At 75.6% G+C, this 15,096-nt stretch carries 15 protein-coding genes, 1 pseudogene and 1 riboswitch; of the genes and pseudogenes, 14 read left to right on the forward strand and 2 right to left on the reverse strand.

What is annotated here, in order from left to right; genetic code table 11:
• Positions 1–73: 73 nt before the first annotated feature.
• Positions 74–511: a DUF350 domain-containing protein gene (locus tag ACSUPT_RS01310; protein WP_351967083.1), complete on the forward strand. Its 438-nt coding sequence runs from the start codon at positions 74–76 to the stop codon at positions 509–511.
• 14 nt (positions 512–525) lie between these two features.
• Positions 526–2,199: a polyamine aminopropyltransferase gene (locus tag ACSUPT_RS01315; RefSeq protein ID WP_436943246.1), complete on the forward strand. Its 1,674-nt coding sequence runs from the start codon at positions 526–528 to the stop codon at positions 2,197–2,199.
• Here the strand turns inward: ACSUPT_RS01315 and ACSUPT_RS01320 are convergent.
• Positions 2,193–2,690, reverse strand: a complete 498-nt coding sequence (locus ACSUPT_RS01320) for a DUF6463 family protein (RefSeq protein WP_436943247.1) — start codon at positions 2,688–2,690, stop codon at positions 2,193–2,195. The two genes, ACSUPT_RS01315 and ACSUPT_RS01320, sit on opposite strands and share 7 nt — an antisense overlap.
• A gap of 151 nt (positions 2,691–2,841) precedes the next feature.
• On the opposite strand from ACSUPT_RS01320, the gene ACSUPT_RS01325 reads away from it, so the two are divergent.
• The 12 genes and pseudogenes from ACSUPT_RS01325 (at position 2,842) to rpmF (ending at position 13,102) form a co-directional block, all read left to right on the forward strand.
• A complete protein-coding gene (locus ACSUPT_RS01325; RefSeq protein WP_351967146.1) occupies positions 2,842–3,414 on the forward strand; it encodes a TetR/AcrR family transcriptional regulator in 573 nt (190 codons plus the stop codon).
• Positions 3,415–3,627: 213 nt separating this feature from the next.
• Positions 3,628–4,602, forward strand: coding sequence for an Acg family FMN-binding oxidoreductase (locus tag ACSUPT_RS01330; protein WP_436943248.1), 975 nt, complete (start codon positions 3,628–3,630; stop codon positions 4,600–4,602).
• Between the two features lie 219 nt (positions 4,603–4,821).
• Positions 4,822–5,808, forward strand: coding sequence for a dihydroxyacetone kinase subunit DhaK (dhaK, locus tag ACSUPT_RS01335; RefSeq protein WP_351967147.1), 987 nt, complete (start codon positions 4,822–4,824; stop codon positions 5,806–5,808).
• Positions 5,809–5,813: 5 nt separating this feature from the next.
• Positions 5,814–6,413, forward strand: coding sequence for a dihydroxyacetone kinase subunit DhaL (gene dhaL, locus ACSUPT_RS01340; protein ID WP_436946155.1), 600 nt, complete (start codon positions 5,814–5,816; stop codon positions 6,411–6,413).
• A gap of 80 nt (positions 6,414–6,493) precedes the next feature.
• On the forward strand, positions 6,494–6,880 hold the full coding sequence (locus ACSUPT_RS01345) for a PTS-dependent dihydroxyacetone kinase phosphotransferase subunit DhaM (RefSeq protein WP_351967149.1): 387 nt from the start codon (positions 6,494–6,496) through the stop codon (positions 6,878–6,880).
• 34 nt (positions 6,881–6,914) lie between these two features.
• A riboswitch (cobalamin riboswitch) is annotated at positions 6,915–7,116 on the forward strand.
• A gap of 29 nt (positions 7,117–7,145) precedes the next feature.
• Positions 7,146–7,838, forward strand: coding sequence for an energy-coupling factor ABC transporter permease (locus tag ACSUPT_RS01350; RefSeq protein ID WP_436943249.1), 693 nt, complete (start codon positions 7,146–7,148; stop codon positions 7,836–7,838).
• Positions 7,835–8,191, forward strand: a pseudogene (locus ACSUPT_RS01355) (energy-coupling factor ABC transporter substrate-binding protein); the annotation flags it as partial. The gene ACSUPT_RS01350 and the pseudogene ACSUPT_RS01355, both read left to right, overlap by 4 nt.
• 63 nt (positions 8,192–8,254) lie before the next feature.
• The gene (gene cbiQ / locus ACSUPT_RS01360) at positions 8,255–9,001 is read left to right on the forward strand and encodes a cobalt ECF transporter T component CbiQ (protein WP_351967089.1); all 747 of its coding nucleotides are present in this window, start codon (positions 8,255–8,257) and stop codon (positions 8,999–9,001) included.
• A complete protein-coding gene (locus ACSUPT_RS01365) occupies positions 9,001–9,846 on the forward strand; it encodes an energy-coupling factor ABC transporter ATP-binding protein (RefSeq protein WP_351967090.1) in 846 nt (281 codons plus the stop codon). Before cbiQ ends, ACSUPT_RS01365 begins: the two co-directional genes overlap by 1 nt.
• A gap of 201 nt (positions 9,847–10,047) precedes the next feature.
• A complete protein-coding gene (locus tag ACSUPT_RS01370) occupies positions 10,048–12,081 on the forward strand; it encodes an FAD-dependent oxidoreductase (protein WP_436943250.1) in 2,034 nt (677 codons plus the stop codon).
• Between the two features lie 146 nt (positions 12,082–12,227).
• Complete coding sequence (locus tag ACSUPT_RS01375) at positions 12,228–12,869, forward strand: PadR family transcriptional regulator (RefSeq protein ID WP_436943251.1); 642 nt, start codon at positions 12,228–12,230, stop codon at positions 12,867–12,869.
• A gap of 62 nt (positions 12,870–12,931) precedes the next feature.
• The gene (gene rpmF, locus ACSUPT_RS01380) at positions 12,932–13,102 is read left to right on the forward strand and encodes a 50S ribosomal protein L32 (protein ID WP_351967093.1); all 171 of its coding nucleotides are present in this window, start codon (positions 12,932–12,934) and stop codon (positions 13,100–13,102) included.
• Positions 13,103–13,125: 23 nt separating this feature from the next.
• Here rpmF and ACSUPT_RS01385 read toward each other — a convergent pair whose 3' ends face one another.
• Complete coding sequence (locus ACSUPT_RS01385; protein ID WP_436943252.1) at positions 13,126–15,066, reverse strand: heavy metal translocating P-type ATPase; 1,941 nt, start codon at positions 15,064–15,066, stop codon at positions 13,126–13,128.
• Positions 15,067–15,096 lie beyond the last annotated feature (30 nt).

Genomic DNA, 15,096 nt, shown 5'->3' on the forward strand with positions numbered 1-15,096 from the left:
CCCGAACGCACCCGCACCCGCACCCCCACCCGCACTCCGTACGTCCCCGACGACGACCCCGAAAGGCATCCCCGTGGCAGAGATCTTCGAGTCGGCCGGCATCGCCGTGCTCTACGGCCTGGTCGGCTTCGTCGTGATGGTGGTCGGCTTCGTCGCGCTCGACGTGGTGACCCCCGGCAAGCTGTTCCACGTCGTGTGGACCGAGCGCAACCGCGGCGCCGCCGTGCTGCTCGCCGGGCAGATGGTCGCCGTCGGCCTGATCATCGAGGCGTCCATCCGCGCCAGCGAGTCGGAGCTCGGCCTCGGCTACGGCCTGGTGAGCACCCTCCTGTACGGGCTGGCCGGCGTCGTCGTGATGACCCTCATCTCGCTCCTCATCGGCGTGCTCACGCCCGGCCGGCTCGGCGCGGCCGTCCTGGACGACAACGGCACCGCCGCCCACCCCGCCGCCTGGGTCCAGGCGGCCATGTACATCGGCACGGCCTTCATGGTCGGCGCCGCCGTCTCCTGACGCCTCCCCACCCCATGAGCACCACCACCGCCCCGGACACCACCCGATCCGGCGACCCCGGCGACCGCGACCGCCCCGGCGCCCCCGCCGCGGCCGGTGACCCCACCGGAGCCGCGCCGCCCGCCACCGCCCCCGGCCGCCCCCGCTACCCGCGGGGGACACGGGTGCTGCTGCTCCTCGCGGTGTTCGTCTGCGCCGCCTGCGGCCTCGTCTACGAGCTGGCCCTGACGGCGCTGGGCAGCTACCTCATCGGCAACTCCGTGATGCAGACCTCCGTGGTCATCTCCGTCATGGTGTTCGCCATGGGGATCGGCTCCCTGGCCGCCAAACCGCTCCAGCGGCGGGCCGTCGGCGCGTTCGCGCTGGTCGAACTGCTCCTCGGCCTCGTCGGCGGCCTCTCGGTGCTCCTGCTGTACGTGGCGTTCTCCTGGCTGCGGATCTACATGCCGGCCATGGTGGTCGCCTGCTTCGTCGTGGGCCTCCTGATCGGCGCGGAGATCCCGCTGCTGATGACGCTGCTCCAGCGGATCCGGCGGCAGGAGGCGGGCAGCGCCGTCGCGGACATGTTCGCCGCGGACTACGTCGGCGCGCTCATCGGCGGCCTCTGCTTCCCCCTGCTGCTCCTGCCCGCGTTCGGGCAGCTGAAGGGCGCGCTGGTGGTGGGGGCGGTGAACGCCGTCGCGGGCGGCGGCGTCGTCCTGTGGATCTTCCGCCGTGAGACCAGGCGGATGGTCCGCGCGGGTCTGCTGGGCGGCGTCGCGGCGGTCCTGGCGGTGCTGGCCACGGTGTACGCGCTGGCCGACGACATCGAGGTGACGGCGCGCCAGCAGCTGTACCGGGACCCGATCGTGCACGCCGAGACCACCCCGTACCAGGACATCGTCGTCACCCGCTCCACCGCGTTCACCGGCGCGCCGGACACGCGGCTGTTCCTCAACGGCGACCTGCAGTTCTCCTCGGTGGACGAGTACCGCTACCACGAGGCCCTCGTCCATCCGGCGCTCGCCGGGAAGCGGTCGTCGGTGCTGGTCCTCGGCGGCGGCGACGCGCTGGCGCTGCGGGAGGTGCTGCGCTACGACGACGTGGAGAAGGTGACGCTGGTCGACCTGGACCCGGCGATGACCCGCCTCGCGCGCTCGTTCGGCCCGCTGGTGGAGCTCAACGGGCAGGCGCTGGCCGACCCGCGCGTCACCGCCGTCAACGCGGACGCCTTCACCTGGTTGCGGGACGCCGGGCAGCGGTACGACGCGGTCGTCATCGACTTCCCCGACCCGGACACGGCGGCGCTGGCCAAGCTGTACAGCGTCGAGTTCTACCACCTGCTCACGCACGTGCTGAAGCCGGAGAGCCGGGTCGTGGTGCAGGCCGGGTCGCCGTTCTTCGCGCCCAAGTCGTACTGGTCGATCGCCCGGACGGTACGGGAGGCCGGGTACGGGACGACCGCCTACCAGGTGGACGTGCCGAGCTTCGGCAACTGGGGCTTCGTCCTGGCGGCGCCCGGCCGGGGCGGCGGCGCCCCGCCGCTGCGGCTGGCCGCCGACGCGCCCCGGCTGCGCTTCCTGGACGACGCGGTCCTGAAGGCCTCCACGGTCTTCCCCGTGGACCGCCGCCCCCAGGACGTCCGCGCCAGCACCCTCATGGACCCGGCGGTCCTGGAGTACACCCGCCACGAGTGGCAGAACTACTGAGCGGCGCCCCGCCCGCCGGACACGGGCCGGCCCGATCCCGCCGCCCCCGACTGGGCCGGCATCCCCGGCCCGGCGGGCGCCCCCGGTCCGGCCGGCCGCCGCGCCGCGGCGACGACGAGCAGTCCGGCGACGGCCCCGGCGAAGTACGGCGAGGGCACGAGCAGCAGGCCTCCCACCACGCACCACGCGGCGAGCGCCCAGCCGATCCCGGCGGGCACCGCCACCCCGCGGCCGGCGAGGTGCCAGGTCAGCCAGCCCAGCAGGATCAGCGGCACGCTGAACGAGCCGGGGCCCGCCCAGAAGGTGACCGCGTTGGTCAGCGACGCCACCGTCGGCCCGCCGTCCATGAGCGGCACGGCCGCCCGCACCCCCCGCTCCGCCCAGCCCGCCACGTCGTCGCGGGCGAGGAACGTCGCCAGCGCCAGGTGGCCCGCCCCCAGCACCCACATGATCCCGCTCGCCCAGCGCAGCAGTCGTCCCGCGTGGCCCATGGCACGGCCCTCCCCCGTCAACGCCGCCCCCGGGGCCGATCCCCGTTTGTACGGCACCGTACATCTGTTCTGTACGGTAACGTACAGATGAAGCCCGCAGCAATGGAGGTGGCCGATTCCCGCCGTCGCCCGTACCCCCCGAGAGCGCTGGATCGAGGCAGGACTCGAGGTCCTCGCGGAATCCGGGCCCGACGCGGTCCGCGTGGAGGCGCTCGCCGCCCGCCTCGGCGTGACGAAGGGCGGGTTCTACGGCTACTTCGACGGCCGCCCCGCACTGCTCGCCGAGATGCTGGACGAGTGGGAGCGCCGCTGCACCCGCGACATCCTCGCCCGGGTGGACGCCGAGGGCGGCGACCCGGCCGATCGGCTCCGTCGCGTCGGGCGGCTCACCTCCTCTGACGACCTGCACCGGATCGACCTGGCGGTGCGGGTCTGGGCGCGGCGCGACGAGGCCGTGGCCGAGCGGCTGCGGCGCATCGACAACGAGCGGATGCGGTTCCTGCGCGGGATGTTCGGCGCGTTCCTGACCGACCCGGACGAGGTGGAGGCGCGCAGCGTCCTGGCGTTCGCGCTGGCCATCGGCCGCCAGTTCATCGCGGCGGACCCTTCCGGGGTCACCACGCGTGAGGCCGTCGAGCTCGCGGGGTCGTATCTGCTGCGACCGCCGTCGCCGGAGCCCCGGCCCCCCGGGTCGCGGCCCTCCGAGGCACGCCCGCCGTCGTAGCGGTCCTCCCGGCCGACGAGGGCGGGTTCCCGCGCCGCGCGGCACGGGACGTCCGGCCCTCCGGGGTGCCCCGGCCGGCCCTGTCCGGCGGCGCCGCCGTGCGGGGACGCTCGGGGGGTGATCGGATGGGAGGGCCATCCGCACGCAGGCTCCCGCCCGGGGCCGAGCCATTTCGGCCCGGAGGCGCCGACCGCACCTCGGGAGGTGGGTCCGATGACCGCCCGTACGCCCGACACGACATCGCTGACGGCCTGGGTGGCCGACGCCGTGCAGGCACCGTCGATGCACAACGCCCAGCCGTGGCTGTTCCACTACGAGCGGGCGCGCGGGGCGCTGGCCCTGCGGATGGACCCGACGCGTACGATGCCCCGCTCCGACCCGTCGACACGCGGGCTGCACCTGGGCTGCGGGGCCGCCCTGTTCAACCTGCGGGTCGCCGCCGCCGACGCCGGCTGGGAGGCCCGGATCACGGCGCGCCCGGACCCGGCCGACCCGGAACTGCTGGCCGTCGCCGGGTTCGTGCCCGCGCGGAACCGCGACGACATCGCCGGTCTGCGGCCCGCCGTCCTCAGGCGGCACACCAGCCGGGTCCCGTTCAGCGACGAGCCGGTGCCCGAGGAGCTGCTGGACGGGCTGCGCGGCGCCGCCGTGGCCGAGGGGGCCCGCCTCGACGTGGCGGACGACTGGCGGGTGCGGGAGGTGCTGACCGCCGTGTGGGACGCGGAGCGCGCGGAGGAGCTGTCGCCGGAGGTACGGGAGGAGATCGCCCGCTGGACGGCGGACCGGGACGCGTCGGCACCGGACGGCATCCCGCCGTACGCGCGCGGTCTCCGGCGCTACGACGGGCGGGCACCCGTCCGGGACTTCCCCGGCGGCGGGGCCGGCGACCGGGGCGCCGCGGTGTACGAGCCGGCACCGTGCCTGGCCGTGCTGGGGACCCGCCGGGACGAGCCGGAGGACTGGCTGCGCGCCGGACAGGCCATGCAGCGCGTACTGCTCCAGGCGACGCTGGACGGCCTGGCCACGTCGCTGAACTCGCAGGCGCTGGAGTGGCCCGAGCTGCGCTGGCTGGTGCGGGACCCGCGCTCGCGGACGGCGCACCCGCAGATCGTGATCCGCCTCGGCTACGGCCCCGAGGCACCGGCGACGCCCCGCAGAGCGGTGTCCGAGGTCCTGACCGTCGCGTGACGGCGAGGGCGGTCCGGGCCTGCGGCGGCGTCCGGCCGGACCCGGGCGGAGGCCACCCCGGTGGGCACCGAGCCGGGCGCGGCACGGCGGCCGCGTGTGGCGCGCAGGGTGCGTATCCGGCGGGTGAGGCGTGAAGATGGCATGCGGGCCCCGGCCCGTGCCCGACCGCTCGTCACCACTCAGCACCGTCCAGTCCCTCGCCTGGAGGCAGCGTTGAAGATGCTCATCAATGTGCCCGAGACCGTGGTCGCCGACGCGCTGCGGGGGTTCGCCGCCGCGCACCCGGAGCTGACCGTGGACGTGGAGCAGCGGATCGTCGTGCGGCGGGACGCTCCCGTCGCCGGGAAGGTGGCGCTGGTGTCCGGGGGCGGATCCGGGCACGAGCCGCTGCACGCGGGGTTCGTCGGGCCCGGCATGCTGTCCGCCGCGTGCCCCGGGGAGGTGTTCACCTCGCCCGTTCCCGACCAGATGGTGCGGGCCGCCGCCGCGGTCGACTCGGGGGCCGGGGTGCTGTTCGTGGTGAAGAACTACACCGGTGACGTGCTGAACTTCGACATGGCGGCCGAGCTGGCGCAGGACGAGGGCGTCCAGGTCGCCAAGGTGCTCGTCGACGACGACGTGGCCGTGTCCGACAGCCTCTACACGGCCGGGCGGCGCGGGACCGGGGCGACGCTGTTCGTGGAGAAGATCGCGGGTGCCGCCGCCGACGAGGGCGCCCCGCTGGAGCGGGTGGAGTCGGTCGCCCGTCGGGTGAACGCCGCGTCGCGGAGCTTCGGCGTGGCGCTCAGCGCGTGCAGCACACCGGCGAAGGGCGGCCCGACGTTCGACCTGCCGCCCGGGGAGTTGGAGCTCGGCGTCGGCATCCACGGGGAGCCGGGGCGCGAGCGCAGGCCGATGATGACCGCGGGGGAGATCGCCGACCACGCCGTGGACGCCGTGCTGGACGACCTCGATCCGTCCGGTCCCGTCATGCTGCTGGTCAACGGCATGGGCGGAACACCGCTGCTGGAGCTGTACGGCTTCGGGGCCGAGGTGCACCGGGTCCTCAAGGAGCGGGGGGTGCCCGTGGCGCGGACCCTCGTGGGGAACTACGTGACCTCCCTGGACATGGCGGGGGCCTCGGTGACGCTGTGCGCGGCCGACGAGGAGCTGCTGCGGCTGTGGGACGCGCCGGTGCAGACCCCGGCGCTGCGGTGGGGGCGGTGAGCGCCGTGCTGGACGCCGGGTTCTTCCAGCGGTGGCTGGCCGCCGCCGCGTCCGCCGTGGACCGGGAGGCCGACCGCCTCACCGAACTGGACTCCGCCATCGGCGACGCCGACCACGGGGCGAACATGCGGCGCGGGTTCGCGGCGGTCGCGGCCGCCCTGGACGCGGAGCCCCCAGGGACGCCGGGCGCGGTACTGGCGCTGGCGGGGCGTCAGTTGATCTCGACGGTCGGCGGCGCGTCGGGGCCCCTGTACGGGACGCTGCTGCGCCGGGCCGGCAAGGCGCTGGGCGACAGCGCCGAGGTGTCGCCGCAGGCCCTGGCGGAGGCGCTCGGCGCGGGGGTCGCCGCGGTCGCGCAGCTCGGCGGCGCCAAGGCCGGGGACAAGACGATGCTGGACGCGCTGGAGCCGGCCGTGGCCGCGCTCCGGGAGGGCGGCGCCGCCGCCGCGGCGCGGGCCGCTCAGGAGGGCGCCGCCGCCACCGTGCCGATGCTCGCCCGCAAGGGCCGCGCCAGCTACCTCGGCGAACGGTCCGTCGGCCATAAGGACCCGGGCGCCGCCTCGGCCGCCCTGCTGTTCGCCGCGCTCGCGGAGGTGTCCGCGTGAGCGGGGCGGCGGGCGGCGCCGGGGGCGCGCCGGGCGCGCCGGGCGGCGGAGTCGAGGGCGCGCCGGGCGGCGGGGTCGGGGTGGTGCTGGTGTCGCACAGCGCCGAGGTCGCCGCGGCCGTCGTCCGGCTGGCGCTGGGGCTCGCCGGCGGGGCGTCGGGGGTGCCGGTGGCCGCCGCCGGGGGCGGGCCCGACGGGGGGCTCGGCACGAGCGCCGAGCTGATCGCGCGGGCCGCGCACGAGGTGGACCGGGGCGCGGGCGTGGCCGTGCTCGTGGACCTGGGCAGCGCCGTACTGACGGTGAAGGCCCTGCTCGCGGAGGGCGGTGAACTCCCCGAGCGTACGCGCCTGGTGGACGCGCCGTTCCTGGAGGGCGCCGTCGCCGCGGTGGTGACGTCGGCCGCCGGCGGGGACCTCGACGCGGTCGCGGCGGCGGCTTCGGAGGCGTACGGCTACCGCAAGGGCTGAGGCGGGCGCGGTTGTGAGGGAGCTGGTCAACGCACTACTGTCGCAGGGCCTTGGTGTACGGGAAACCGGTGCAAAGCCGGTGCGGCCCTCGCCACTGTGATCGGGAAGTCCGGCTCCACCCCCCGCGCGAGCGGGGAAGCCACTGGACCGCCGCGGGAGACCGCGGCATCCGGGAAGGCGGAGCCGAGGCGGTAGTACCCGTCAGCCAGGAGACCGGCCAGGGCGCGTTGTCCATCCACGAGGTGCTGGAGAGGGTCTCCCCCACATGCATATAGCCGAGGGGTTTCTGCCCCGGGAACACGCGGTCGCCTGGACACTGGCGGCCGCTCCGTTCGTCGTCCACGGTGTCCGGGCGCTGACCCGCGAGGTCAGGGCCAACCCCGAGTCCACACTGCTGCTCGGCGCGTCCGGGGCGTTCACCTTCGTCCTGTCGGCGCTGAAGATCCCGTCGGTGACGGGCAGCTGCTCCCATCCCACCGGTACGGGGCTCGGCGCCATCCTGTTCCGGCCGCCGGTCATGGCGGTGCTCGGCACGATCACGCTGCTGTTCCAGGCGCTGCTGCTCGCGCACGGCGGGCTCACCACGCTCGGCGCGAACGTCTTCTCGATGGCCGTCGTCGGCCCGTGGGCCGGGTACGGGCTGTATCTGCTGCTGCGCCGGTCCGGGGTGCCGCTGATGGTGGCGGTGTTCTTCGGCGCGTTCGCCGCGGACCTGTCCACGTACTGCGTGACGAGCGTGCAGCTGGCGCTGGCGTTCCCCGACCCGGGGAGCGGCTTCGCGGGGGCGCTCGCCAAGTTCGGCGGGATCTTCGCCGTGACGCAGCTGCCGCTCGCGGTGAGCGAGGGCCTGCTGACGGTGCTGGTCATGCGGCTGCTGCGGCAGTCCAGCAAGGGTGAGCTGGCGCGCCTCGGGGTGCTGCCGGCGGCGGACGCGACGAAGGGGGCGGCGGTCCGATGAGCCGCAACGCGAGGATCAACGTCCTGCTGGTGCTGGTGGTCGTGGCGCTGGCGGTGCTGCCGCTGGCGCTCGGTCTCGGCGACGGCAAGGAGGAGCCGTTCGCGGGCGCCGACGCGCAGGCGGAGACGGCCATCACGGAGAACGCCCCGGACTACGAGCCGTGGTTCACGCCGCTGTACGAGCCGCCGTCCGGTGAGGTCGAGTCGGCGCTGTTCTCGCTGCAGGCGGCGCTCGGCGCGGGTGTGCTGGCCTACTACTTCGGGCTGCGGCGCGGACGCCGGCAGGGCGAGGAGCGGGGCCGCGCGGCCCTGGCGGCCGAGGCCGGGGACGGTGCCGGTGCGCTCCCTGACGGGGCCGCGCGCGCCGCCGGTGCGGCCCCGGGCGGCCGCTCCCCCCGCGTCCGGGGAGTAGCGCGGGTGCTGCCCATCGACGTGGCGGCGCACAGCAGTCGCTGGCGCCGCCGCCATCCGGCCGAGAAGGCCGCGCTCGGCTTCGGGCTGACCGCGTGCGCGGTGTCCCTGCCGCCGTGGCCGGGCGCCGTGCTGGTCGCCGTCGCGGCCCTCGCCGTGCTGCTCGGCCCGGCCGGGGTGGCGCCGCGCCGGCTGTGGCGGGCGTGGCGGCTGCCGCTCGGATTCTGTGTGACGGGCGCCGTGCCGCTGCTGTTCCAGGTCGGCGGGCCCGCCGGGTTCGTGGCGCTCGCGCCGGACGGGCCCGCCCAGGCCGCCGGGCTGCTGCTGCGCACCTCGGCGGCGTCGCTGGGACTGCTGCTGTTCGCGTTCACCACGCCCGTCTCGGACGTGCTGCCGCGGCTCGTCCGGGCCGGGGTGCCCGCGCCCGTGGTGGACGTGGCGCTGGTGATGTACCGGATCGGGTTCCTGCTGCTGGACGCGGTGGCGCGGATCCGGCAGGCGCAGGCCGCGCGGCTCGGGCTGACCGGCCGGGCGGCGGCGTGGCGGTCGGTGGCGGGGCTCGCCGCGACCGCCTTCGTACGGGCCTTCGACCGTGCGGCGCGGCTGCAGTCCGGGCTCGCGGGGCGGGGCTACGACGGGACGCTGCGGGTGCTGGTGCCCGAGGCGCGGGTGGACCGCCGTTTCCTGGCCGCGACGGCGGCGCTGCTGGCGGCGGTGGTCGCCCTCACCCTCGTACTGGAAAGGTCGCTGTGATGCCGGAAACCGCCGTGGTGGAGCTGGTCGGCGCGGGGTTCGCCTACGAGGACGGGCCGGCCGTGCTCTCGGGCGTCGACTTCGCCGTCCCCGAGGGGCGGTCGCTGGCCGTGCTGGGCCGCAACGGCAGCGGCAAGACGACGCTGCTGCGGCTGCTCAGCGGCGGGCTGCGGTGCGCGAGCGGGCGCCTGCGGGTGGCCGGCGAGGACGTGGCGTACGACCGGAAGGGGCTGACCCGGCTGCGTACGACGGTGCAGCTGGTCGTACAGGATCCGGACGACCAGCTGTTCGCGGCTTCCGTGGGGCAGGACGTGTCGTTCGGGCCGATGAACCTGGGCCTCCCGGAGGACGAGGTGCGGGCCCGGGTGCGGGCGGCCCTCGAGGCGCTGGACATCGTGGCGCTGGAGGACCGGCCCACGCACCTGCTGTCGTACGGGCAGCGGAAGCGGGCGGCCATCGCGGGTGCCGTGGCGATGCGGCCGCGGGTGCTGATCCTGGACGAGCCGACGGCCGGGCTGGACCCGCACGGGCAGGAGCGGCTGCTGGCCGCGCTCGACGGGCTGCGGGCGTCCGGGACGACGGTGGTGATGGCCACGCACGACGTCGACCTGGCACTGCGCTGGGCGGACGACGCGGCGGTGCTCACTCCGGACGGGCTGCGCACCGGGCCGGTGGCCCGGCTGCTGGCCGACGCGGAGCTGCTGGACGCGGCGCGGCTGCGCCGGCCATGGGCGATGGCGGTGGCCCGGCTGCTGCGGTCCCGGGGACTGCTGGGCGAGGACGAGACGGTGCCCCGCACGCCGGAGGAGCTGGACGCGTGGGCGGCGGGGCGGGTGCCGGGCTGACCGGCGGCGGGAGGTACGGGCCTGCGTGCGTACGTGCGTACGTGCCGGCGAGGGTGCCGGGGGTATCGGCGGCGCGGGACGAGGACGTACGGGCGGAGGGTGCCGCACCTCACGCCCTTCCGCTTATGCAACTTGTTGCACAAGCGGCCCGCCGTCGTCTACAACAGGGGCGATGACACCGCGCGCGAGGAGGCGCCCCTCATGACCCCGACCCCGAGCCCGTCCCCGTACCCGCATCTGACGAGCCCGCTCGACCTGGGCTTCACCACCCTGCCCAACCGGGTGCTCATGGGCTCCATGCACGTGGGTCTGGAGGAGGCGGAGAACGGCTTCGAGCGGATGGCCGCCTTCTACGCGGAGCGCGCCAGGGGCGGGGCGGCCCTCATCGTGACGGGTGGCATCGCCCCGAACGACGCGGGGCGGCCGTACGAGGGCGGCGCCAAGCTCACCACCGAGGAGGAGGCCGCGCGGCACCGCGTCGTCACGGACGCCGTCCACGCGGAGGGCGGGCGGATCGCGATGCAGATCCTCCACTTCGGCCGCTACGCCTACCACCCGCAGCTCGTCGCGCCGAGCGCGATCCAGGCGCCGATCAGCCCGTTCGTCCCGAACGCCCTGACGGACGACGAGGTCGAGCAGACCATCGAGGACTATGTGCGGGCGGCGGAGCTCGCGAAGTCCGCCGGGTACGACGGCGTCGAGATCATGGGCTCCGAGGGCTACCTGATCAACGAGTTCATCGCCGCCGCGACCAACCACCGCGAGGACCGCTGGGGCGGCTCCTACGAGAACCGGACGCGCTTCCCGCTGGAGATCGTCCGCCGCACCCGCGAGCGGGTCGGCGAGGAGTTCATCCTGATCTACCGGCTGTCCATGCTGGACCTGGTGCCCGGCGGCTCGACGCTGGAGGAGGTCGTCGCCCTCGCGAAGGAGATCGAGGCCGCCGGCGCGACCCTCATCAACACCGGCATCGGCTGGCACGAGGCCCGCATCCCCACCATCGCGACCTCCGTGCCGCGCGCCGCGTACACCTGGGTGACGAAGCGCCTGATGGGCGCCGTCTCGGTGCCGCTGGTCACCAGCAACCGCATCAACACCCCGGAGGTCGCCGAGCAGGTCCTCGCGGAGGGCCGCGCCGACATGGTGTCGCTGGCCCGGCCGTTCCTCGCCGACCCCGACTTCGTGGCGAAGGCGCGCGCGGGCCGCGCGGAGACCATCAACACCTGCATCGGCTGCAACCAGGCCTGCCTCGACCACACCTTCAGCGGCAAGATCACCTCCTGTCTGGTCAACCCGCGCGCCTGCCACGAGACGGAGCTCGTCCTCTCCCCCACGCGGCTGCGCAAGCGGATCGCCGTCGTCGGCGCCGGCCCGGCCGGGCTCGCCTGCGCGGTGTCGGCGGCCGGGCGGGGCCACGAGGTCACCCTGTACGACGCGGCCGACGAGATCGGCGGCCAGCTGAACGTGGCCAAGCGGGTGCCCGGCAAGGAGGAGTTCGAGGAGACCCTGCGCTACTTCCGCGTCCAGCTGGAGCTGCGCGGCGTGGACGTGCGGCTCGGCACGCACGTCTCCGCCGGGATGCTGGCCGGGTACGACGAGGTGGTCGTCGCGACGGGCGTCACCCCGCGCGTCCCGGCCATCGAGGGCGTCGACCACCCCTGTGTCGTCGGCTACCTGGACGTGCTGCGGGGCGGCGCGCCGGTCGGCGAGCGGGTCGCGATCCTGGGCGCGGGCGGCATCGGCTTCGACGTCGCCGAGTACCTGACGGACGGCGGCGAGGGCGCGAGCCTCGACCCGGAGACGTACTTCCGCCAGTGGGGCGTCGACACCGCGTACGCCGGGCGGGGCGGGCTGCGCGCGCCGGAGCGGCCGCGCCCGCCGCGCCAGGTGACGCTGCTCCAGCGCAAGACCACCAAGGTGGGCGCCGGGCTGGGCAAGACGACCGGGTGGATCCACCGCACGGAGCTCAAGCACCGGGGCGTCGCGATGGTCGCCGGGGCGACGTACGAGCGGATCGACGACGAGGGCCTGCACCTCACCGTCGACGGCGAGGCCCGCACCCTGCCGGTCGACACGGTGGTGCTGTGCACCGGCCAGGAGCCGCGCCGCGACCTGTACGAGGAGCTGACGGCGGCGGGGGTGCGGGCGCATCTGATCGGCGGCGCCGACGTGGCGGCCGAACTGGACGCGAAGCGCGCCATCGACCAGGGCACCCGCCTGGCGGCGACGCTGTAGCCCGCGTACGGCGCCCCCGGGGGCGCGCGCCGCGGAACCCCGCCCCGCCGGCAGCCGGGCCCGTCCGCCGGGGCGGGCAGGCCCGGAAGCCGGAGCGACGCGGGCGGCCGGGCCGGGGCGGCGCGCGGGGTCCCTAGGATGCGGGCATGTCACTGCCGCACGCGATCCTCACCGCTCTGCTGGAGAAGCCGTCCTCCGGGCTCGAACTGACCCGGCGCTTCGACCGGTCGATCGGCTACTTCTGGTCGGCGACCCACCAGCAGATCTACCGCGAGCTGGGGAAGCTGGAGCAGGCGGGGCTCATCCGGGCCCTGCCCGCCCCGGCCACCCCGGTACGGGGGCAGAAGAAGGAGTACGAGGTGCTGCCCGCCGGCCGGGAGGAGCTGGCCGACTGGACGCGGCGCGCCGAGGACCCCAAGCCGATCCGCAGCGCCCTGCTGCTGCGGCTGCGCGCGGCCGCCGTCGTGGGCACCGAGGGCATGGCGGACGAGCTGCGCCGCCATCTGGGGCTGCACCAGGCGCAGTTGGAGGAGTACCTGGCCATGGAGCGGCGCCAGTTCCCGCCGGAGCGGGACACGGAGGCGGACCGGCTCCGGCATCTGGTGCTGCGCGGCGGGATCGAGCTGGAGCGGTTCTGGGTGGCGTGGCTGACGGAGGCGCTGGAGGGCCTGGGGTCCCTGGACGGCCTCGGGTCCCTGGACGGCCTCGGGCCCGCGGCTGCCGGGGGCGCTCCGGCCGCCGGGGGCGCTCCGGCCGCGGGGGGCTCCCCGGACCACCCCGACTGTTAATGGCAATCGTTTTCATGTAGCGTGGCCGCCATCCCCGGAAACCGATGGAGGTCCCTTCAGCCATGGCCGTTCCCAAGCGGAAGATGTCCCGCTCCAACACCCGCCACCGCCGCGCCCAGTGGAAGGCGACCACCCCGCAGCTCGTCTCCGTGACGGTCGACGGGGTGGTCCACCAGGTGCCGCAGCGCCTGGTCAAGGCCTACGAGCGGGGCCTGATCCACCCGGAGGGCTGATCCCCCGCGCGGCGGGCCGGCCGTCAGGCGGCAGCGGCCCGGCGCCAGGCGGACTCGCGCAGCAGGCGCAGGCCGTTGAGCCCGACCAGCACCGTGGAGCCCTCGTGCCCGGCCACGCCCAGCGGCAGCGGGAGGTGGCCGGCCAGGTCCCAGACGACGAGGACGCCGATGCAGACCCCGGCGATCACCAGGTTCTGGACGACCAGCCTGCGGGCGCGCCGGGAGAGGGCCACGACCGCCGGCACGGTGGCCAGTTCGTCCCGTACGACCACCGCGTCGGCGGTCTCCAGGGCCAGGTCGGAACCGGCGCGGCCCATGGCGATGCCGGTGTGGGCGGCGGCGAGGGCGGGGGCGTCGTTGACCCCGTCGCCGACGACGAGCGTCCGGCGGCCCTCACGCTCCCAGGCGTGCACCGCCGCCGCCTTGTCCTCGGGCAGCAGCCCCGCCCGCACATCGGTGATGCCGGTCTCGGCGGCGACGCTCCGCGCGGCGGGTTCGCCGTCGCCGGTGAGCAGGACCGGGGCCGTGCCGGTGAGGCGGGTCAGCGCGGCGACGGCGGCGGGCGCGCCCTCGCGGAGGCGGTCGGTGAGGCCGAGGACGGCGACGGGCACCCCGTCGACGGCGACCTGGACGGCCGTACGGCCCGCCGCCTCCGCCGCGCGCACGGCGTCGGCGGCCTGCTCGGGGCGGCCGACCTCGACCTTCCGCCCGTCGACGAGGGCGCGCACGCCCCGGCCGGGCGAGGACGAGAACTCCTCCGCGGCGGCGAGCGGCAGCCCGCGCTCCCGGGCGGCGGCCACGACGGCGCGGGCCAGCGGGTGTTCGCTGGGCAGTTCGGCGGCGGCCGCGAGGGACAGCGCCTGATCCTCCGTCAGGGAGGCACCGGGCAGCACCCGGACCTCCGCGACGCGCGGGGCGCCCTCGGTGAGGGTGCCGGTCTTGTCGAGGGCGACGCGGTCCACCGCGCCGAGGCGCTCCATCACCACGCAGGACTTGACGAGGACGCCGTGCCGCCCCGCGTTGGCGATCGCGGACAGCAGCGGCGGCATGGTGGCGAGGACCACCGCGCAGGGCGAGGCCACGATCATGAAGGTCATGGCCCGCAGCAGGGTCTCCTCGAAGGGCGCGCCGAACGCGAGGGGCAGGGCGAAGAGGGCGAGGGTGGCGACGACGACCGCGACCGAGTACCGCTGTTCGATCTTCTCGATGAACAGCTGCGTGGGCGCCTTGGTGGCGCTGGCCTCCTCCACCATGGCGACGATCCGCGCGATGACCGAGTCGGCGGGGTCCTTGTCCACGGCGACGCGCAGGGCTCCGGTGCCGTTGAGGGTGCCCGCGAAGACCTGGTCGCCGGCCGTCTTGGCGACGGGCAGCGGCTCGCCGGTGATGGTGGCCTGGTCGACGTCGCTCGCCCCGTCGAGGACCGTGCCGTCGGCGGACAGCCGCTCCCCCGGCCGTACGAGGACGGTGTCGCCGACCGCCAGGGCGGCGGCGTCCACGGTCTCCTCCGTCCCGTCGGCGCGCAGCCGCACGGCCTGCGCGGGCGCCAGGTCGAGCAGGCCGCGCACGGAGTCGGCGGTGCGCCGGGTGGCGAGCGCCTCCAGCGCGCCGGAGACGGCGAAGATGACGATCAGCAGACCGCCGTCGAGGTACTGGCCGATGGCGGCGGCGCCGAGCGCGGCGACCACCATCAGCAGGTCCACGTCGAGGGTCTTCTCGCGCAGCGCCCGGAGCCCCTCCCAGCCGGGCTCCCACCCGCCAGCGGCGTAGCACACGGCGTAGAGCGGGCCCCACGCCCAGGCGGGGGCGCCGGCCAGGTCGAGGGGGAAGGCGGCGAGGAACGCGACCGTCGCGAGGGCGGCCCAGCGCACCTCGGGCAGCGCGGACAGCCGGGTGCGGCGGACCGGGGGCGGGGGCGCGGCGGGCGGGCGGGCCGGGCTTGTGTCGAGCACCGGGGAGGCCATCGGGCACACCTCTTCCAAGGCGGAGCGGCA

This window comes from Streptomyces sp. SudanB25_2051, from assembly GCF_964272635.1.
Taxonomy (GTDB): Bacteria; Actinomycetota; Actinomycetes; order Streptomycetales; family Streptomycetaceae; genus Streptomyces.